Here is a 20,446-nt window from a genome sequence, read left to right as displayed (position 1 = left end):
AGCCGAATGCGCCGAAAAGCCCCGTACGCCGTCGTCTGGAAACCGACGTTAGCGCAGCGGGGCCAGGCGCGCCAGTCAGCTCAGGGGACGACCAGCGCCGCGCTGCCCATCAGCGTGCTGCGGGTCTTCACGAAGGTGTTGTAGCCCTCGTTGGCTTCCTTGGGCAGGCCCGAGCCCAGCCGGGCGGTGGCGGCGGTGAACGCCATCTGCGCCTGGAAGGCCTCCTGCTGGAGCTGCAGCTGCGCATCGGCGGTGGTGGCATGCAGGTAGCGGGTGTACAGCTCGCGCAGCGGGCCGGCATGGGCCTCGAAGGCCGGGTCCAGCGCGGGCAGTGCGGTCGGGGCGGCTTCCAGCGCGTAGGCGGGCGCGGCGTAGCCGTGGGGCTGCTGGCGTGCGTAAGCACCGGGCTGGCCCATGCCTGCTTCGACGTAGGCGATGAAATCCGGGGCGGTGAAGATCTTGGCGTTGATCCGGCCGCCACTGGCGTCCACGTGGGCCACGGTCTGCACCTCCGGGAACGGCTCGCGGACGCCGAAGCTCCACGCCTTGTCGATGAACAGGTCGTGCGTGCTCTGGTACGGCCCTTGGAAGGTCACCCCGCCCAGCTCGATCTGCTTGTCCAGGCTGCCGAAGTTCTGCAGCTTGTCTTCGCTGGTGACGTAGATCTCGTTGGCGATCACGTACTCGGCCAAGGTCGGGTTGATCAACCCGCCCTTGCCGCTGGCGTAGACGATGAAGCGCACGTCGCCGAGCTGGTCGGTCTGCAGGTGATGCTCACCGGGCTGGAGCTTGACCGGGCGCGAGGCGTGCGCGGCGATCGGCAGTTCGTTGCCGTCGATGCGCAGGGTCAGCGGGGTATCGCCCGGGTTGTCGATCTCGAAGGTCTGGGCGGGGCCGGCACAGCCGGTGAGGGCGACGGCTGCACTCAGCAGCACGGCAAAACGCTTGATCAAAACAAAATACCTGTGTTGCAACAGAAAAAAATCAGTTCGCCCAGGGCGGGCTGTAGCGCACCTTCACCGTGCGGACCGCGGGATCGGCGCGCAACGCATCGACCAGGTGGCTGTCCACGCGCACGGCGATGTCACCGGCGACATCGAGCATGCCGGCCACCGGGCCCTGTTCCGAGCCGAGCAGCAGGTCCAGCCGCAGCGGTGTGCGGCCGGGGCGATGCCGGTCGAGCAGGGCGTTGACGCGGTTCCACACCGCACCGTCATGGCGCAGGTCCACCCGCAGTGACAGCCGCGTGGCGTAGTTGGCGCAGATGTCTTCGTAATCCCAGACCTGACGGATGCGCAGCGCATAGCCGCCGTTGAACTCGTCTTCGCGCAGGCCGCCCTTGACCACCAGGATCCGGTCCTTGGTCATCAGGTGGCCGAACTCGGCCAGGCCATCGGTGAAGGCGCTGCATTCCACGCGGCCCTTGCCGTCTTCGAGCTGCATGAAGATCTGGCTCTCGCCCTTGCGGCGTACGCCGACCACCAGGCCGGCCAGGATCACCGGCGTTTCCTGGCGCCAGGCACGCTTCTCGCCGTCCTTGCTCGGGCGGGCCGGCGGGATCAGCTTTTCCAGCTTGCCCAGGTCGGTGCCGACCAGTTCCTTGACGTCATCGGCGTAGGGATCGAACGGGTGGCCACTGAGGTAGAAGCCCAGCGTTTCGCGCTCGCCGTCCAGCAACTGGCCCAGCGCCCACTCGTTGGCTTCCGGCAACTCCAGCTGCATCGCCGTGCTGACCGGATCGGGCGCGCCGAACAGCGAGTTCTGCCCGGAGGCCTTCTCGCGCGCCATCTGGTCGGTGGCCTTGAGCACTTCGGGCAGTTGCAGCATCAGCGAGGCGCGGTTCTTGCCGAGCCCGTCCATCGCGCCGCAGTTGATCATCGCTTCCAGCGTGCGGCGATTGAGCTTGCCCGATCCGGCACGCATGCAGAAATCCAGCAGCGATGCGTAACGGCCGCCACGCTGTCGTTCCTCCACGATCGCTTCGCAGGCACCCTGGCCGACGCCCTTGATCGCGCCCAGGCCGTACACGATGGTGTCGGCGCTGGAGGCTTCGAACATGTACGCCGATTCGTTCACGCGCGGCGGCAGCACGGTCAGGCCGAGGTTGCGCACTTCGGCAAGGAAGCCGACCACCTTGTCGGTGTTGTCCATGTCCGAGGACAGCGTCGCGGCCATGAACTCGGCCGGGTAATGCCGCTTGAGCCAGGCGGTCTGGTAACTCACCAGCGCGTAGGCGGCGGCGTGCGACTTGTTGAAGCCGTAGCCGGCGAACTTCTCCATCAGGTCGAAAATCGCGTCGGCCTTGGCTTCGACGACACCGTCCTTGGCCGCACCTTCGCGGAAGATCTCGCGGTGCTTGGCCATTTCGGCCGGCACTTTCTTGCCCATCGCACGGCGCAGCAGATCGGCGCCGCCGAGCGAGTAACCGCCGACGATCTGCGCCATCTGCATCACCTGCTCCTGGTACACCATGATGCCGTAGGTGTCTTTCAGGATCGCTTCGGTGCGCGGATCGGGATAGATGATTTCTTCCTGCCCGTGCTTACGCGCGTTGAAGGAGGGAATCAGGTCCATCGGGCCGGGGCGGTACAGCGACACCAGCGCGATGAGATCTTCGAAGCGGTCAGGACGCGCGTCTTTCAGCAGGCGGCGCATGCCCGAGGATTCGAACTGGAACACCGCGCCGGTATTGCCGTTGGCGAAGATGTCCTTGTAGGTGGGCACGTCATCCAGTGGCAGCGCGGTGATGTCCACCGGCGGAATGCCGGCGCGCTCATGGCGTTTGTTGATCGCCTTGACCGCCCAGTCGATGATCGTCAGTGTGCGCAGGCCGAGGAAGTCGAACTTCACCAGGCCGATTTCTTCGACGTCGTTCTTGTCGAACTGGGTGACCGGGTTGCGGCCGCGGCCGCCTTCGTCATGTTCGGCGAACAGCGGGCAGAACTCGGCCAGCGGTTCGGGCGCGATCACCACGCCACCGGCGTGCTTGCCGGCGTTGCGGGTGAGGTCTTCGAGCTGGCGCGCCAGGTCGATCAGATCGCGGACATCGTCTTCGTTCTGGTAGCGCTGGATCAGCTCCGGCGAGGCCATTTCCGAATCCTTGCCTTCGCCCATCGCATCTTTGAGCGAGATGCCCAGGATGTTGGGGATCAGCTTGGAGACGCCATCGACCAGACCGTACGGGAAGCCGAGCACGCGGCCGGAATCGCGCACCACGGCCTTGGCCGCCATGGTGCCGTAGGTGATGATCTGGCTGACGCGGTCGCGGCCGTACTTGCGCGCGACGTAGTCGATCACTTCGTCGCGGCGGTCCATGCAGAAGTCGATGTCGAAGTCGGGCATCGACACGCGTTCGGGGTTGAGGAACCGCTCGAACAGCAGGTTGTACGGGATCGGATCCAGATCGGTGATCTGCAGCGCCCAGGCCACCAGCGAGCCGGCACCGGAACCGCGGCCGGGGCCGATCGGAATGCCCTGGTTCTTTCCCCACTGGATGAAGTCGGCCACGATCAGGAAGTAACCGGGGAAGCCCATCTTGATGATGGTGGCCAGTTCGAATTCGAGGCGCTCGACATAATCGGCGCGGGTCTTGCCCGGTGCCAGCGGATTCTTTTCGAGGCGCGCTTCCAGCCCCTTGCGCGATTCGCTGCAGATCCAGCTGTCGAGGGTTTCCTCTTCGGGCACCGGATAGTTGGGCAGGAAGTAGGTGCCCAGCCGCATCTCGATGTTGCAGCGTTCAGCCAGCGCCAGCGTGTTGTCGATCGCGTCGGGAATGTCGGCGAACAGCGCGCACATGTCCTCGGCGGATTTGAGGTACTGCTGGTCGCTGTAATCGCGCGGGCGTTTGGGATCGTCCAGCACGCGGCCGGAGGAGATGCAGACGCGCGCTTCGTGGGCGCTGAAGTCTTCCGGCTGCAGGAAGCGCACATCGTTGCTGGCGATCACCGGCAGGCCGCGCTGGCCGGCAGCCTGCAGGGCGAACTGGTTGAAGGCTTCTTCGCCCTCGCGGCCGGTGCGGGTCAGCTCCAGGTGCAGGCCGTCACCGAACACGCGCTGCCAATCGGCGAGCTGCTGCTCGGCCAGGTCGTGGCGGCCGTCGCCGGCGAGGCGGCCGGCGAGGCTGTCGCGGCCGGCCAGTGCGAACAGGTTGTGGCAGCCGGCTTTGAGCCAGTCCGGGTGGACGGCGACGCCGCCTTCGGGGCGGTGGCCTTCCATCCAGGCGCGGGTCAGCAGCCTGGAGAGGCTGAGGTAGCCTTCGCGGTCGCGGCAGAGCAGGGTCATGCGCCAGGGCGTCATGCCTTCTTCGGCGATCATGATGTCCGCGCCGGCGATGGGCTTGATGCCCACGGTTTCGGCGGCTTTGTAGAACTTGACCAGCGCGAACAGGTTGTTGAGATCCGTCACTGCCAGTGCGGGCAGCTTCAGTTCGACCGCGCGGCTGAGCAGGTTGGCCTGCTTGGCTTTTTTCGGGTCAGCCTGATCCGGCTTCGCCGGGACACGGATGGTCGAATCCGCCAGCGAAAATTCGGTGTGGACGTGGAGATGTACGAAACGGGAAGTGGACATGCCGAACCAATGTGATGCCCGGTCAGGGTAGCGGTGGCGGTGGTCGCTAACAAGGCTTGACAGGGGTGTTGCGGGGGCGCGGGTTGGCGCTGGGGTTCAGGTTTGCTTCGGCGGTTCCAGCGGTTGCGGGGTTTGGCGTTGGTGAAGCAAGTGCAGGAGCGGTGGGCCCGGTGGTGCTGCGGGCTGGGGCGGCGGGGGCAGAGTCGCGGGACGCGCTGTGAATACATCCCTGTAAGCTCGTAGGCAGCATCCATGCTGCCTAACGGTCCCGCGCCTCTACCCCCACCACCCCTTCGACAGATGGCCGGTGCGTTGGGGCGAGCAACAGCTGATCCTTCGATAGGTGAGGGGGGCGTTGGGGTTGGCAACGGCCCATTCTTCGATAGATGGCGGGTGCGCAGAGGCAGGCACCAGTCAGCCTTCGACAGATATCAGGTAGGCAGGCGCGAGTAACCGCCCACCTTTCCACCGGTGGCTGAGGCCCGGTGGCGAGCAATCGCCGTGTGTTCTTTGGTGCCGTGCCGGGCAGGGCCCGACAAGTGCAGCGCTCAGGCGGGGAGGCTGCTGCGGTCGGGTTCCAGGCACGCGCGGACGGGGGCGAAGCTGCGGCGGTGCTGGGGGCAGGGGCCGTGGCTGCGCAGGGCGGCGAGATGGGCAGGGGTGCCGTAGCCTTTGTGCTGGTCGAAGCCGTATTCGGGGTGGGCGTCGTGCAGCGTCTGCATGAAGCGGTCGCGGCTGACTTTGGCAAGGATCGAGGCGGCCATGATGGCGCGGTCGAGGGCGTCGCCGCCGATCAGGGCCTGGGCCGGGCAGGGCAGGCCTTTGGGGACGACGTTGCCGTCGATGCGGGCGAACTGGGCGACGTGGGCCACGCCTTCGACGGCGCGGCGCATGCCGAGCATCGTGGCCTGGTAGATGTTGAGGGCGTCGATGTCGCCGACGTCCACCATCACCACGTGCCAGGCCAGGGCGCGGTCGAGGATCTTGTCGTAGAGCTGGTCACGGCGTGCCGCGGTGAGCTGCTTGGAGTCGTCCAGGCCGTTGAGGCGCGGTCGGTCGGGGCAGAACACCACGGCGGCCACCGCGACGGGCCCGGCCAGGGGGCCGCGGCCGGCTTCATCCACCCCGGCCACGTAGCGCGGGGCGACGGTGGCCAGGGCGGCGCCGTCGAACAGGGCCAGTGAAGCGGCGGCGGCGTGGCGACGGCTCATGCGGCGCGGCCGTGGTGGGGGCCGCGTTCAAGCAGCTCGGTGACGGCGTCGGCGGCCCGTGCGGAGGCGTCGCGCCGCAGCTGCAGGTGCAGGCGCTGGTAAGTGTCCTGCAGGTCGGTCACGCGCTGGGGGCGATCGAACCACTGCAGGATGGCGGCGGCCAGTTTGTCCGGGGTGCAGTCGTGCTGCATCAGCTCCGGCGCGAGGTCCTTGCCGGCCAGGATGTTGGGCAGGGCGAAGCGGTCGACCTTGAGCAGCCCCAGCGCCTTGACGATGCGGTAGGTGAGTTCGGCCACGCGGTAGCCGACCACCATCGGGCGTTTGACCAGCATCGTCTCCAGGGTGGCGGTGCCGGAGGCGAGCACGACCACGTCGGCGGCGATCATCGCGGTGCGCGCGTTGCCGTCGAGCAGGTGCGAATGGGCAACCGGCAACGCCGAGGCGGAAAGTTGCTCGCTGATCAGGGTGCGGCAGGCGGCGTTGGCGGCCGGAACCACCACGTGCAGGCCGGGGATGCGTTCGGAAACCTGCCAGGCGGCTTCGAAGAACGGTTCGCCGAGCTTGCTGATTTCCCCCAGGCGGCTGCCGGGCAGTACCGCCAGTACCTTCGCGTTGGAGGGCAGGCCGAGTGCGGCACGCGCCTGTTCGCGATCATTGTGCAGCGGGATGTCATCGGCCATGGGATGGCCGACGAAGCGGGCGTCGATGCTGTGCTTGGCGTAGATCGGCGGTTCCATCGGGAACAGGCACAGGACCAGATCGGCGCTGGCCCCGATCTTCTCGGCACGCTTCTCACGCCAGGCCCAGACCGAGGGGCTGACGTAATGGACGGTGCGCACGCCGCGTTCCTTCAGCCAGCGCTCGACGCCGAGGTTGAAATCGGGCGCGTCGATGCCGATGAACACGTCCGGCTGCCACTCCAGCGCACGCGCGCGGAACGCGCGGCGTAGTTTGAGCAGGCGCGGCAGGTGGCGCAGGATTTCGGTCAGGCCCATCACCGCCAGTTCGCTGGCGTCGAACCAGGTCTGGCAGCCGGCGCTGCGCATGGCATCGCCGCCGATGCCGGCGAACTCGGCATTCGGGAAGCGCAGGCGCAATTCGCGGATCAGGCCGGCCCCGAGCAGGTCGCCGGAGGCTTCACCGGCGACCAGGGCGATCCGCACAGGGCGCTCGGAGGTGCGCACGGCCAGCGTCTGTTCAACGCTGGTCGCCATCGCAGCGAGTGGAATGATCTCGGCGGTCGTCATGCCCGGGGGGTTCCCGCCTGGAGCCGTCATCGCAGCAGGGGCCTCTCGGCGCTTTCGATGAAGTCCAGCAGGTCCTTCACGTCGGCGCTGTGGGTGGCCTGCTCGGCCAGCTGCACCTTGGCTTCGGCCAGCGGCAGGCCGGCCACGTACAGCGTGCGGTAGGCGCGCTTGATGCTGGCGATGCGCTCGGCATCGAAGCCGCGGCGCTTGAGGCCTTCGCTGTTGATGCCGCGCGGGCGGCCCAGGGTATCGCTGCCGACCATGGTGAACGGCGGAACGTCGCCGTTGGTCAGCGCGCCCATGCCAAGGAAGGCGTGGGCACCGATGCGGCAGAACTGGTGGGCACCGGCGAAGCCGCTGATGATCACGTAGTCGCCCACGTTGACGTGGCCGGCCAGCGTGGTGTTGTTGGAGAACACGCAATGGTCGCCGACATGGCAGTCATGCGCCACGTGGGTGTAGGCGAGCATCCAGTTGTCGTTGCCGACCGTGGTGATGCCGCCGCCACCGGCGGTGCCGCGGTTGATGGTGACGAACTCGCGGATGACGTTGTCATCGCCGATCACCAGCTCGGTGCGCTCGCCTTTGTACTTCTTGTCCTGCGGCTCGCCACCGATCGCGGCATGGCCGATGAAACGGTTGTTGCGGCCGATCCGGGTCGGGCCGTGGATCGAGCAGTGCGGACCGATCTCGGTGCCGGCACCGATTTCCACGTCCGCACCGATCAGGCAGAACGCACCCACGCGCACATCCGCAGCCAGCGTCGCCGACGGGTCGATGACCGCGGTGGGGTGGATGAGAGGGGCGTTGTCACTCATTGCAGATCTCCTGCCTGGATCATTCGCGGGTGCCGGCGCACAGCACTTCGGCGCAGGCGACGATTTCGCCATCGACCTTGGCCACGCAGTCGTACACCGCCATGTTGCGGATCACGCGCTTGATCTCCACGTGCATTTCCAGCACATCGCCGGGCACGACCTGCTTGCTGAAGCGGGCTTTGTCGACTTTCACCATGTAGAACAGCTTGGACTGCGCATCGCGGCCCAGGGTGAGCTGGGTCAGCACGCCGCCGGCCTGGGCCATGGCTTCGATGATCAGCACGCCGGGCATGATCGGCTGGCCCGGGAAGTGGCCCTGGAAGAATGGCTCGTTGATGCTGACGTTCTTGGTGGCGACGATCTTCCGGTTCTCGAAATCGAGCGAGATCACCTTGTCCACCAGCAGGAACGGGTAGCGGTGCGGGATCAACTGCTGGATCTGGTTGATGTCCGGCAGATTCTGGTTGTTGCTCATTCTTTCTCCTTGCTCACAGACAGGATGCGCCGGGCGAGCGCATCGAGCTGCTTGAAGCGCGCGGCATTTTTACGCCACGTGCGGTTGTCGGTCAGTGGGGTGCCGGAGGAATACTCGCCCGGCTCATGAATGGAGTTGCGCACCACCGATTTGCCGGTGATGACGACCTTGTCGCAGATTTCGAGGTGACCGACGACGCCGACGGCGCCGCCCAGCAGGCAGTAGCGGCCGATCTTGGCGCTGCCGGCGATGCCGGTGCAGCCGGCGATGGCCGAGTGGGCGCCGATCTGGACGTTGTGGGCGACCTGCACGAGGTTGTCCAGGCGCACGTCGTTCTCCAGCACGGTGTCTTCCAGCGCGCCGCGATCAACGCAGGTATTGGCGCCGATTTCGCAGTCGTCACCGATGCGCACGCCGCCGAGCTGGGGCACTTTGATCCAGTGGCCGGCATCCATGGCCAGGCCGAAGCCATCGGCACCGAGCACGGCGCCGGGATGGATGCGCACGCGCTTGCCGAGCTTGACGCGGGTGACCAGGGTCACGCGGGCGATCAGTTCGCAGCCGTTTTCCAGGGTGCAGTCTTCGCCGATGATGCTGCCGGGGCCGACGATGCAGTTCTCACCGACGACGCTGCGCGCGCCGATGGTGACGAACGGCCCGATGTGGGCACTGGCGGCGACCTGGGCGTCCGGATCGATGCAGGCGCTGGGGTGGATGCCCGGGGCGCGCGGCGGTGCGATATCGAACAGGGCGGCGATCTTGGCGAAGGTGGTGTACGGGTCCTTGGCGACCAGGGCGGCGCCGGGCGCGGCCTCGGCATCCTCGGCGCGCAGCACGACGATGGCCGCCTGGCTGTCGGCCAGCTGCGCGCGGTAGCGCGGATTGGCCAGGAAGGTGAGCTGGCCGGGGCCGGCATGGGCGAGCGTAGCCACGCCATGGATGGCGGTGCTGCCATCACCATGGACCTGCAGGCCAAACTGCTCGGCGAGTTGCTGGGCGGTATAGGTAGGAGTGTTCACCGGGGGAGTTTACCGTGTGATGCCGAAACGGTCATGCGGGGCGGGGGTTTTGGGGTGGGTGTGTCGGTTTGCTGTGGCTCCGGCGCCTTGGTTGCCATCGCGCGGGGTCATGGCGGGCAGCCCGCCACGCCCCCCGACGGTTCAGCGCGAGCGCGGCAGGGTAGTGCCGGCCGCTGGCCTGACCCAGAAACGAAAACGCCGGGCAAAGCCCGGCGAATGCGTACCGCGTCTGGTGGAGAGGCCCCCTTCTGTTAAGGGGGCCGCGCCGACGGCGCGGGGGATAGGAGGAATCGTTGGGCCCCAAGGTTTGCTGCGCAAACCTTGGGCAATTCACGTTAGGCGGTCAGAACTGACCGCCGAACGTGAATTGCAGACGCTCGACTTCGTCGCCGTCTTCCTTCTTGAGCGGGAAGGCGTAGCTGATCGAGATCGGGCCGACCGGGGCGCGCCACAGCAGGGCCACACCGGTGGACACGCGCAGTTCGTTGGCCTTGAAGTTGTCCACGCCGGTGTACACGTTGCCGAAGTCCACGAAGGCCGAGATGCGGGCCGAGGGGCTGTCGAACAGGCGCGGGAAGTAGGCTTCCACCGAACCAACGGTCTTCAGCGAGCCGCCCAGCGGCTGGCCGCGGTTGTAGCTCAGGGTCGGTTCCGAACGCGGGCCGAGGGTGTTGTCCTCGAAACCACGCACCGAGTTGGTACCACCGGCGTAGAAGTTCTCGTAGAACGGCAGGCCAGCGGCGGTCACCACGCGGGTGCTGCCATCCGGGTTGGTGATCACGCGGGTGGTGTCATTGCCGTAGCTGTCGCCGTAGCCGACTTCGGCGCGGGTGTTGATGACCAGCTGCGGGATGATCGGCCAGTACTTGGAGAACTGATAGTTCAGCTTGTAGTACTCCACGGTCGAACCCGGCAGCGTGGTTTCCAGGCCGACGCGCTGGTAGGTACCGCGGGTCGGCATGAAGTAGTCGTTGCGGGTATCGCGCGCCCAGCCCAGCTCGGTGCGCCAGGAATGGAACGTGCGCTGGCCGATGGCATCGATGTAATCGATGATCGCCTGCGGGGTCGACCCCTGGTACGTGGTGATCTGGTTGCTGTCGATGCCCACCATCAGCGAGACGGTGTCGTTCTCGGTGATCGGCACGCCGAACACCACCTGCGCGGCACCATTGGTGCTGTTGTACTGCGCGGTGTTGAAGTCGGAGTAATCCAGTTCGCGCCAGGAAAGGTTGTAGCCCAGCGAGACGCCGTCATCGGTGAAGTACGGGTTGGTATAGCTGAAGCCGTAACGCTGCAGGTAGCTGCTGCGCGACGCTTCGACCGACACACGGTTGCCGCCGCCGAGGAAGTTGTTCTGCGACAGCTGCACCGAGGTGGTCATGCCGTAGGACTGCGAATAGCCCAGGCCGAACACGAAGCTGCCCGAGGTGGTTTCCTTGACGTTGTAGACCACGTCGACCTGGTCGTTGCTGCCGGTGACCGGCGGCGTTTCCACGTCGACCGATTCGAAGTAGCCCAAGCGCTGCAGACGGATCTTGGAGCGGTCGATCGCGGCCTGCGAGTACCAGCTGTTCTCGAACTGGCGCATTTCACGACGCAGCACTTCGTCGGAGGTGCGGGTGTTGCCCTTGAAGGTGATGCGGCGCACCGACACGCGCGGGCCGGGAACGACCTGCATGTTGATGGCCACCGTGCGGTCGGCACGGTTGCTGGTCGGGATCGGGTTCACCTTGGCGAAGGCGTAGCCGATGTTGGACAGCGAATTGGTGATCTGGTCCGAGCTGAACTCCAGCAGCGCACGCGAGAACGTGTCGCCGGATTTCTGGATCACCATGCGCTCGACATCTTCCTGCGGCAGGATGGTGTCGCCGGTGACCTTGATCTCGGAAATCTTGTACTGCTCACCCTCGGTCACGCCGGCGGTGATGAACATGTCGCGCTTGTCGGGACTGATCGAGACCTGGGTGGAATCGATGCTGAAATCCACGTAGCCGCGGTCCAGGTACCAGCCGTTGAGCTTTTCCAGATCGCCGGACAGCTTTTCCTTGGAGTACTGGTCGTCGCGGCGGTACCACGAGGCCCAGTTGTGCTCCTTGGATTCCCAGGTTTCCAGGATGTCCTTGGCCGGGAACTTCTCGGTGCCGACCAGGTTGACGTGCTGGATCTTGGCGGCCTTGCCTTCCTTGATCGCGATGGCGATGTCCACGCGGTTGCGGTCCAGCGGGCTCACCGTCGGGGTGATGTCCACGTTGTACTTGCCACGGTCGTTGTACTGGCGGCGCAGTTCCTGGGTCACCCGGTCCAGGCTCAGGCGGTCGAAGGTGCCGCCCTCGGTCAGGCCGATGTCGCTCAGGCCCTTGAGCAGCTGGTCGCTCTTGATGTCCTTGTTGCCGGTGACGGTCAACTTGTTGATCGCCGGGCGTTCCTTGACCGTGACCACGAGGATGTCGCCCTGGCGGTTGAGCTGGACGTCTTCGAAGAAGCCGGTCTTGTACAGCGCACGGATGGTTTCACCGACCTTGTTGTCGGTGATGGTGTCGCCACGTTCCACCGGCAGGTAGGTGAACACGGTACCGGAGGTGATGCGCTGGAGACCATCCACGCGGATGTCGCTGACGGTGAAGGGCTCGGCTGCCTGCGCCAGGGCGGGCGCGCCGAAACCGGCAACGAGTGCGAGGGCCAGCAGGCGGCGATTGGGGAGTCGCGTCATGTCACGTCCGGTTGGAGTCGATTTCAACATTGCGGGATGCCGGCGCATAAGACGACGACAAAAGGAAAAAAGTTCATCGCGGGACCAGGCCGAGGATGTCGTTGTAGAACGCCAATCCCATCAGCCCGGCCAGCAGCGCCAGGCCCACATACTGCCCGGCAGCCATGGCGCGCTCGCTCAGCGGGCTGCCCTTGACCAACTCGATAAGGTAATACAGCAGGTGCCCGCCGTCCAAGATGGGGATGGGCAACAGGTTGATGATGCACAGGCTCAGCGACAGCAGGGCCAGGAAATACAGGAACCAATCCAGGCCGCGTTTGGCCGAGACATTGGCGACCCGGGCAATGGTGACCGGGCCGGAGATGTTCTGCAGCGAGGCGTTGCCGGTGACGATGCGGCGCATCATCCCCAGGGAATCGCCCGCCATCCGGGCGGTTTCGCGCAGGGCTACCGGCACTGCCGCAAACGGCCCGAACTTGAGTTCGGCATCGTAGGCCGGGGCGTGGGTCTCCGGGAAACCGATGCCGATCTGCCAGGTCGGCTGGCCACGGCCGTCCACGCCCTGGCGGGGGGTGATCTCCAGCGCCAGCCGCTCGCCGCCGCGCAGGACGTCGATCATGCCGGGGCCGCCACGCTGGCCGAGCGCGGCGATCTGCGCCGGCACCTGGTCGGCGCCTTCGATGCGCTGGCCGTCCACGGCCACGATCAGGTCGCCCGGCACCAGCACGCCCTGGGCAGCCGCGTCGGGCAGTACCTTGTCCACCAGCGCCGGCTGCAGCCAGAACTGCCAGCTCAACCCGGTCAGCTGGGGCACGCGGCGTTCATCGAAGCCGGCCGGCAGCTGCGACAGCGGCAGGGTGCGGGTGCGCACCTGGTCCAGGCCGTCGAGGACCTCGACCTTGGCATCGTGACGATCCATCGCCGCAGTGGTCAGCGCCATGCTGGCCTCGCCGGCGGTGGCCACGCTGCGGCCATCGACTTTCACCACGCGGTCGCCGGCCTGCAGCCCGGCGGTCTGGGCCATCCCGGTGGTGCGGCCGATGGTGGCCGAATAATCCTGTTTCCCGATCACGAACATCGCCCACAGCAGGGCGATGCACAGGATCAGGTTGGCGGCCGGACCGGCGGCGACCACCGCGATCCGCTGCCACACGGTCTTGTGGTTGAAGGCCTGGCCGCGCTCGGCCGGGTGCACTTCCACCTCGCGCTCGTCCAGCATCTTCACGTAGCCGCCCAGCGGAATGGCGGCGATCGCGAATTCGGTGCCGGCGCGGTTGCGGCGCGACCACAGCGGCTTGCCAAATCCGACAGAGAAGCGCAGCACCTTGATCCCGCAACGGCGGGCTACCCAGTAATGGCCGAACTCGTGGAATGTCACCAGCAGGCCAAGGCTGACGATCATCCACCAGACGGATCCGATGAAATCACCCATGGTGATCAGCACTGTAAGGGGGCGTATGGGGCATTCAGGCGTGGTCGATGGCGGCTTGGGTGATCTGGCGGGCGCGCTGATCGGCGGTCAGCAGGCCCTCCAGTGTATCGGCGGACTCGCTCGACAGTGTTGACAGAGCGTTAGCGACCAGCGCTGGAATGGCAAGGAAAGCTGCCCGCCCCTGAAGAAACGCTGAAACCGCGACTTCATTGGCTGCATTGAGGATCGCCGGGGCGGTGCCACCGGCGGCCATCGCCTGCCAGGCGAGCTTCAGGCACGGGAAGGCCTCGGTGTCCGGGGCTTCGAAATCCAGCCGCCCCTGGGTCAGCAGATCCAGCCCGCCGACCCCGGATTCGATCCGTTGCGGCCAGCCCAGGCCGACGGCCAGGGTGGTGCGCATGTCCGGCAGGCCCATCTGGGCCAGGGTGGAGCCATCGACGAATTCGACCAGCGAATGCACCAGGCTCTGCGGGTGGACCAGCACGTCGATGCGCTCGCCGGGCACGCCGAACAGATGATGGGCTTCGATGACTTCGAGCCCTTTGTTCATCAACGTCGCCGAATCGACCGAGATCTTCGGGCCCATGGACCACTTCGGGTGGGCCACGGCTTGGGCCGGAGTGACCTGTGCCAGCTGCTCGCGGGTGCGGCCACGGAACGGGCCGCCGGAGGCGGTCAGGATGATCCGGCGCACGCCGGCCCCATCGAGACTCGCGTCGCGGGAGCGCAGGCACTGGAAGATCGCGCTGTGCTCGCTGTCGATCGGGATGATCTCCGCCCCGCCGGCCGCGGCCTGGCGCATCAGCAGCTCGCCGGCCAGCACCAGCGACTCCTTGTTGGCCAGCAGGATCCGCTTGCCGGCCGCCGCGGCGGCCAGGGTCGAGGACAGCCCGGCGGCCCCCACGATGGCGGCGACCAGGGTGTCGCAGGCATCACTGGCGGCCAGCTGATCCAGCGCCGCAGCGCCCGCATGGGCCCGGGTGGCCAGGCCGGCGTCACGCAGGCCGTCGCGCAGGGCGGCATACCGCGATTCATCGGCAATCACGGCATGCGCCGGGCGGTGCACGGCGCACAGCGCGACCAGCGCATCGACCTGGCGGCCGGCGGCCAGCACAGTGACCTGGTAGCGGTCCGGATGGCGCGCGATCACGTCCAGCGCGGATGCGCCGATCGAACCGGTGGCGCCGAAGACGGCGACCTGGCGGGGGGCGGAAGCGCTGGCCATGGTTAGAACCCGAAGATTTCCTTGCCGAGTGCGAACACCGGCAGGGCGGCGAGAACGCCGTCGATACGATCGAGCACGCCGCCATGGCCCGGGATGATATGGCCCGAATCCTTGGCACCGGCGTGGCGCTTGATCAGGCTCTCATAGAGATCGCCCAGCACCGAGGCAAACACGGTGACCACGGCGGTGATCACCAGGCCGACCAGATGGCCGCTGTCGATCCCGGCCAGCCAGCCGAAGCCCAGCGCCACGATCAGGCCGGCGACCATGCCGCCCCCCAGGCCTTCCCAGGTCTTGTTGGGGCTGATCCGCGGGGCCAGCTTGGTGCGCCCGAAGGTGCGGCCGGCGAAGTAGGCGCCCGAATCGGCGGCCCAGACCACGGCCAGCGCGGTCAGCAGCCACAGGTGACCGTTGTCACCGCTGGCATGGATGAGCACCAGCGAGGCCCAGGCCGGAACGATCGCCAGGGTGCCGGCCAGCAGCTTGAGCGCACGTGCCGGGCTGCTCGGGCTGGCGCCGAAGTTGAAGAAGCGCAGCCACAGCAGCGCCATCAACCACCAGCCGATGCCGATCAGTGCGGCGATCTGGTACAGCACCAGCGAGCCGGCATCGGCCCACACGATCAGCACCATCAGCACCAGATTCAGCACCAGCAGCACGGTGCGGGCGAGGGTGTCTTCCACGTCGGCCAGCTTCAGCCATTCCCACAGGCCAATCAGGAACACGGCGGCCGCCGCGGCGGCCAGCCACTGGGTGGGCAGCATCAGGATGGCGAGAATGGCGACCGGCGCCATGATCAGCGCGGCGATGACTCGGGTCTTGGTCATGGGGAAGAGGTCTCGGTGGCCAAGGCGGCGATCTGGGCGCTGGTCAGGCCGAAACGGCGTTCACGCGCGGCATAGGCGTCGAACGCCTGCTGCAGGACGGCGGCGTCGAACTCGGGCCACAGTACGTCGGTGAACCACAGTTCGGTATAGGCCAGCTGCCAGAGCAGGAAATTGCTGATGCGGGTATCGCCACCGGTGCGGATGAACAGGTCCGGCGGTGGCAGGTCGGCCAGGGCCACGCGGCTGCTGAGCATCGCTTCGTCGATCTGCTCGGGCAGCAGGCGACCGGCCGCGACCTCGGCAGCGAGCTCGCGCGCGGCGCGGGCGATGTCCTGGCGGCCGCCGTAGCTGGCGGCGATGCTCAGGGTCATCGCACGGTTGCCGGCGGTGCGCTGTTCGGCCAGCTGCATGCGGCTGACCAGCCCGGCGCCGAAGCGCTCACGCTCGCCGATGAAACGTACGCGCACGCCACGGCGATGCAGCTCGTCCACTTCGCGGTCGAGCGCATTGAGGAACAGCTTCATCAGCGCGTCGACCTCATCGCTCGGCCGGCCCCAGTTTTCACTGGAGAAGGCGAACAGGGTCAGCGCGGCGATGCCGTGGTCGAGGCAGAAATCGATGGTGCGGTTGACCGCGCGCGCACCGGCACGATGGCCGATCACGCGCGGGCGACGACGCTTCTGCGCCCAACGCCCGTTGCCATCCATGATGATGGCAACGTGGCGCGGCACGGGCGCGTCGGAACTGCTGGTCGGGGCCTGGGACATAGGGCTCAGACCGCCATCAGTTCCTTTTCTTTCTCGGCGACAACACTATCGACGTCCTTGATGGACTTGTCGGTCAGCTTCTGGATGTCGTCTTCGCCGCGCTTCTTGTCGTCTTCGCTGATCGCCTTGTCCTTGATCAGGGTGGCGATCGCCTTGTTGGCGTCCTGGCGGATGTTGCGGATGGCGATCTTGGCGCCTTCGCCTTCCTTCTGCACCTGCTTGCCCAGCTCCTTGCGGCGCTCTTCGGTCGGCGGCGGCAGGTTCAGGCGGATGACGGTGCCGGCCACGTTCGGGGTCAGGCCGAGGTCGGAGGCATAGATCGCCTTTTCCACGTCCTTGATCATGCCCTTGTCGAACAGCGTGATGACCAGCGAATGGCCCTCGGAGACGCTGATCGAGGCGACCTGGTTCAAGGGGGTGTCGGTGCCGTAGGCCTTGACGGTGATGCGATCCAGCAGGGCCGGGGAAGCACGGCCGGTGCGGATGGAGGTGAGGGTGTGCTTCAGAGCATCGATGCTCTTTGCCATGCGCGTCTGCGCGTCCTGCTTGATTTCGTTGAGCATCGCCCGAATCCTGGATGTAACTGGGAATCGGGCGATTATAGGCGAAGAAGGGGCTTCGCCGGGCCGTTCAGGGCGCCCGGCGTGGGGCGCCGCTCAGGCTCAGGTGTTGTCGCGGCCCTGCACCAGGGTGCCGATGTTGTCGCCGTGCAGGATCTTGAGCAGCTCGCCCGGCTGGCCCATGTCGAACACGCGCAGCGGCAGATCGCTGTCACGGGCCAGCGCGAAGGCGGCGGTATCCATCACTTCCAGCCCGCGACGGATCACTTCGTCGTAGGTCAGGCTGTCGAAACGGACCGCATCGCTGTACTTGTTCGGATCCTTGTCATACACGCCGTCCACCTTGGTGGCCTTCAGCAGCAGGTCCGCGCCGATCTCGATCGCACGCAGGGCCGCGCCGGAATCGGTGGTGAAGAACGGGCTGCCGACGCCGGCGGCAAAGATCACCAGGCGGCCCTTTTCCAGGTGGCGGATGGCGCGGCGACGGATGTAATCCTCGCAGACGTCGTTGATCTTGATCGCGCTCATCACGCGGGCCTTGGCGCCCAGCTTCTCCAGGGCGTCCTGCATGGCCAGTGCGTTGATCACGGTGGCGAGCATGCCCATCTGGTCGCCGGTCACCCGGTCCATGCCGCCTGCGGCCAGGCCGGCACCGCGGAAGATGTTGCCGCCGCCGATCACCAGGGCCACTTCGGCACCGGCGGCCTGCGCTTCCATCACCTCACGGGCGAGGCGGTGGATCACCTTGGGGTCGATGCCGTAGTCCTCGTCTCCCATCAGCGCCTCCCCGGAAACTTTCAACAGGATGCGGCGATAGGCGAGCTTTGACATGGCGATCTCTGGATGCGTGGAAAACGCCCGGATTCTACTGGAAGCCGGGCCATCGGGCAGCATAAATTTGCTGCACTGCGGCGTAGGCAGGCGCTGCGACGGCCCCGATCACGACGCCGCGCGCGGGTCGGGCTCAGGCCGGCGCGGTACTGGGCGAGCGCGCGATGACGCGGTTGCGGCCCAGGTTCTTGGAGCGGTACAGCACGTCGTCGGCGGCTTTCAGCAGGTCCTGAACATCGGCGAAACGCTCGTAGCCCCCCTGGGTGGCCACGCCGGCGGAGAAGGTCACGAACAGTGGGCCACCGGCCGCTTCGGCCATCGGCGTGTTGACGATCGTGGCCAGTACCCGCCGGACCACTTCCAGTGCGACCGGCTCGGTGGTATTGGGCAGCAGCGCGATGAATTCCTCGCCGCCGAAACGGGCCACCGTATCGCTGTTGCGCAACTGCTCCTGCAGCTTGGTGGCGAACATGCGCAGCACCTGGTCACCCATGAGGTGGCCGTGGGCATCGTTGATCTTCTTGAAATCGTCCAGGTCGATGAAGGCGACCGAGAGTGGCCAGCCATGACGGGTGGCGCGCAGGAATTCCTGTTCGAGCACGGCTTCGAGCTGGCGGCGGTTGAGCACCCCGGTCAGGGCATCGCGATGGGCCTGCTCGGCCAGCCGATTGGCGCGCGCCTCGAATTCATCCGCACGCTGGCGGGCCAGGGCGGCGTCCTGCATCTCGCGCAGGTTGCGCAGCGTGGCCAGCTCCTGGGCATGGTCGATCAGCTGCTGCACGCGCGAGGGCGAGAACAGCGGGGTCTCGAACAGGGTGCTGATATCCGGCAGCGATTCGCCGATGCGGGCCAGCACCTGGTCGAACTGGGCGCTGTCCAGGCCGAGGGTGTCGTGCACGCGCTGCAGGGCGTGTTCGCGGGCGGCATCGGCATCGGTGCCGAGCCAGATATCGGCCACGGCGCCGGACAGGGCGACGCAGTTCTGGAAATTGTCGTCGCCGGTGGCGGGCGATTCGCTGTGCGCGATGCTGTCCACCAGGTAGCGGGGCAGGCCCCATTCCTCGGCCACCCACGCCCCGACATCGGCATGGCTGCACTGCAGGTGTTCGCGCTCCAGTGCGACCAGGGCGTCGTTGTCGGCCGCCTGGCGCAGCAGCGGGAGATAGGTTTCCGGCTGCGCCTGGGCGAGGGCGAGCACGCCGATGTCCTGCAGCAGGCCGGCCAGCATCAGTTCCTCGGCTTTGCGCAGGCCGCGGGCCTGGCCGAGCAGGCTGGCTGCCAGCGCGCTTAGGATGCTTCGGCGCCACGCGCGCTCGCGCAGGTCCTGGCCGTCGCCGGCCGCGGTCAGGTTCTGGGTGACGGTGAAGCCCAGTGCCAGGCTGACGGTGGCATTCAGGCCGAGCATGGTCAGTGCCTGGCCGAGGTTCTCGATGCGCCGGCGGCTGGCATACAGCGGTGAATTGGCGATGCGCAGCATGCGGGCACTCAGCGCCATGTCGATGGCGATGATGTCGGCGGCGGTGGTGATGTCCGCTTCCGGATCCTGCGCCAGTTCGATGATGCGCAGGGCAATACCGGGCGGGGAGGGCAGGTTGCGGCAGAGCGCCAGGGCGGCTGTCAGCTCGGGAGGCATGGCGGGCTTTTCAGTGTGTTGGGGCAAGAATACCTGAGGTACATCACAGTTTCGTCCTTGATTTCTTGCGTTGACGCGGCAGATCGGTTTGGGAGTATTGCCCTGATCCGGCACACAAAGCAAAGCCAATGGACAAAAAAAAGAAGCCGCGGAGTCCGCGGCTTCTTTCGTAACACATTCAAGCGGTGAAGATCAGGCCAGACCGGCCTGCTTCATCACTTCGGCGGCGTAATCTTCCACCACCTTCTCGATGCCTTCGCCGACCGCCAGGCGCTGGAAGCCGACCACATCGGCACCGGCGGCCTTGAGGACCTGCTCGACCGACTGGTTGGTGTCCAGCACGTACGGCTGGCCGTACAGGGTCACTTCGTTGACGATCTTGGCGATCTTGCCGCTGATGATCTTTTCCAGGATATCGGCCGGCTTGGACTTGTCCTTGTCGGACATCTTGGCCAGTTCGATTTCCTTTTCCTTGGCAACGAACTCGGCCGGCACATCGGCGGCCTTGTTGTGCGGCGGGTTCATGGCAGCCACGTGCATGGCCAGGCCACGGGCCAGCTCTTCGTTGCCGCCGGCCAGTTCAACCAGCACGCCGATGCGGCCGCCGTGCACGTAGGCAGCGACGTTGTTGGTCGATTCCAGGCGCACGATGCGACGCACGTCGACCTTCTCGCCGACCTTGGCGATGACGGCAGCGCGGGCTTCTTCGATCGTCTCGCCGGACGGCAGCTTGGCGGCCTTCAGGGTGTCGATGTCGGCAGCGCCCGAGCTCAGCGCGGTGGCAGCAACCGCCTTGGTGAAGTCCAGGAAGTTGCTGTCCTTGGCGACGAAGTCGGTTTCCGAGTTGACTTCGACCAGCACGGCCTTGCCGCCGTCCTGGGCCGCCACGATGATGCCTTCGGCAGCCACGCGGTCAGCCTTCTTGTCGGCCTTGGCCAGGCCGGACTTGCGCAGCCATTCGGCCGAGGCGTCGATGTTGCCGCCGTTTTCGACGAGTGCCTTCTTGCACTCCATCATGCCGGCGCCAGTGCGCTCGCGCAGTTCCTTGACCAGGGAAGCAGTGATTTCCACGGGATTTCCTCACGAAAGAAAGGGGTTGGGCCGGCATGGTGGCCGGCCCGTGTG

At 66.5% G+C, this 20,446-nt stretch carries 16 protein-coding genes; all 16 read right to left on the bottom strand.

The features are described 5' to 3' along the window. Nucleotides 1-80: 80 nt before the first annotated feature. The gene (locus AC1DIQ_RS17760) at nt 81-953 is read right to left on the bottom strand and encodes a hypothetical protein (RefSeq protein ID WP_152151749.1); all 873 of its coding nucleotides are present in this window, start codon (nt 951-953) and stop codon (nt 81-83) included. 31 nt (nt 954-984) lie between these two features. Continuing rightward, complete coding sequence (gene dnaE / locus AC1DIQ_RS17755) at nt 985-4,566, bottom strand: DNA polymerase III subunit alpha (protein WP_478050511.1); 3,582 nt, start codon at nt 4,564-4,566, stop codon at nt 985-987. A gap of 548 nt (nt 4,567-5,114) precedes the next feature. Further along, a complete protein-coding gene (locus AC1DIQ_RS17750; RefSeq protein WP_121041468.1) occupies nt 5,115-5,777 on the bottom strand; it encodes a ribonuclease HII in 663 nt (220 codons plus the stop codon). Continuing rightward, nucleotides 5,774-6,991, bottom strand: a complete 1,218-nt coding sequence (lpxB, locus tag AC1DIQ_RS17745) for a lipid-A-disaccharide synthase (RefSeq protein ID WP_478050547.1) — start codon at nt 6,989-6,991, stop codon at nt 5,774-5,776. The genes AC1DIQ_RS17750 and lpxB overlap by 4 nt, the downstream gene beginning before the upstream one ends. A 59-nt stretch (nt 6,992-7,050) precedes the next feature. Then, entirely contained in the window at nt 7,051-7,842 is a 792-nt protein-coding gene (gene lpxA / locus AC1DIQ_RS17740; RefSeq protein ID WP_478050510.1) for an acyl-ACP--UDP-N-acetylglucosamine O-acyltransferase, read from the bottom strand. A 19-nt stretch (nt 7,843-7,861) separates the two neighbouring features. Then, nucleotides 7,862-8,317, bottom strand: a complete 456-nt coding sequence (gene fabZ / locus AC1DIQ_RS17735; protein WP_019184406.1) for a 3-hydroxyacyl-ACP dehydratase FabZ — start codon at nt 8,315-8,317, stop codon at nt 7,862-7,864. Continuing rightward, the gene (gene lpxD / locus AC1DIQ_RS17730; RefSeq protein WP_121041474.1) at nt 8,314-9,336 is read right to left on the bottom strand and encodes a UDP-3-O-(3-hydroxymyristoyl)glucosamine N-acyltransferase; all 1,023 of its coding nucleotides are present in this window, start codon (nt 9,334-9,336) and stop codon (nt 8,314-8,316) included. The genes fabZ and lpxD overlap by 4 nt, the downstream gene beginning before the upstream one ends. A gap of 343 nt (nt 9,337-9,679) precedes the next feature. Beyond that, nucleotides 9,680-12,046: an outer membrane protein assembly factor BamA gene (bamA, locus tag AC1DIQ_RS17725; protein ID WP_121041476.1), complete on the bottom strand. Its 2,367-nt coding sequence runs from the start codon at nt 12,044-12,046 to the stop codon at nt 9,680-9,682. Between the two features lie 73 nt (nt 12,047-12,119). Beyond that, nucleotides 12,120-13,478, bottom strand: coding sequence for an RIP metalloprotease RseP (gene rseP / locus AC1DIQ_RS17720; RefSeq protein ID WP_102789229.1), 1,359 nt, complete (start codon nt 13,476-13,478; stop codon nt 12,120-12,122). Between the two features lie 34 nt (nt 13,479-13,512). Beyond that, nucleotides 13,513-14,703, bottom strand: coding sequence for a 1-deoxy-D-xylulose-5-phosphate reductoisomerase (locus AC1DIQ_RS17715; protein WP_121041478.1), 1,191 nt, complete (start codon nt 14,701-14,703; stop codon nt 13,513-13,515). A 2-nt stretch (nt 14,704-14,705) separates the two neighbouring features. Then, nucleotides 14,706-15,530: a phosphatidate cytidylyltransferase gene (locus AC1DIQ_RS17710; protein WP_152151758.1), complete on the bottom strand. Its 825-nt coding sequence runs from the start codon at nt 15,528-15,530 to the stop codon at nt 14,706-14,708. After that, the gene (gene uppS / locus AC1DIQ_RS17705; protein WP_121041482.1) at nt 15,527-16,297 is read right to left on the bottom strand and encodes a polyprenyl diphosphate synthase; all 771 of its coding nucleotides are present in this window, start codon (nt 16,295-16,297) and stop codon (nt 15,527-15,529) included. The genes AC1DIQ_RS17710 and uppS overlap by 4 nt, the downstream gene beginning before the upstream one ends. 5 nt (nt 16,298-16,302) lie before the next feature. Further along, nucleotides 16,303-16,860, bottom strand: coding sequence for a ribosome recycling factor (frr, locus tag AC1DIQ_RS17700; RefSeq protein WP_121041484.1), 558 nt, complete (start codon nt 16,858-16,860; stop codon nt 16,303-16,305). A 99-nt stretch (nt 16,861-16,959) separates the two neighbouring features. Beyond that, nucleotides 16,960-17,688, bottom strand: coding sequence for a UMP kinase (pyrH, locus tag AC1DIQ_RS17695; RefSeq protein ID WP_121041486.1), 729 nt, complete (start codon nt 17,686-17,688; stop codon nt 16,960-16,962). Nucleotides 17,689-17,821: 133 nt separating this feature from the next. After that, entirely contained in the window at nt 17,822-19,321 is a 1,500-nt protein-coding gene (locus tag AC1DIQ_RS17690; protein WP_152151760.1) for a GGDEF domain-containing protein, read from the bottom strand. A gap of 192 nt (nt 19,322-19,513) precedes the next feature. Continuing rightward, a complete protein-coding gene (tsf, locus tag AC1DIQ_RS17685; RefSeq protein ID WP_088433310.1) occupies nt 19,514-20,392 on the bottom strand; it encodes a translation elongation factor Ts in 879 nt (292 codons plus the stop codon). Nucleotides 20,393-20,446 lie beyond the last annotated feature (54 nt).

Source organism: Stenotrophomonas sp. 05L413 (assembly GCF_056397945.1).
Note: the sequence above shows the minus strand (reverse complement) of the source record. Positions and strands in the feature narration are given on the sequence as shown.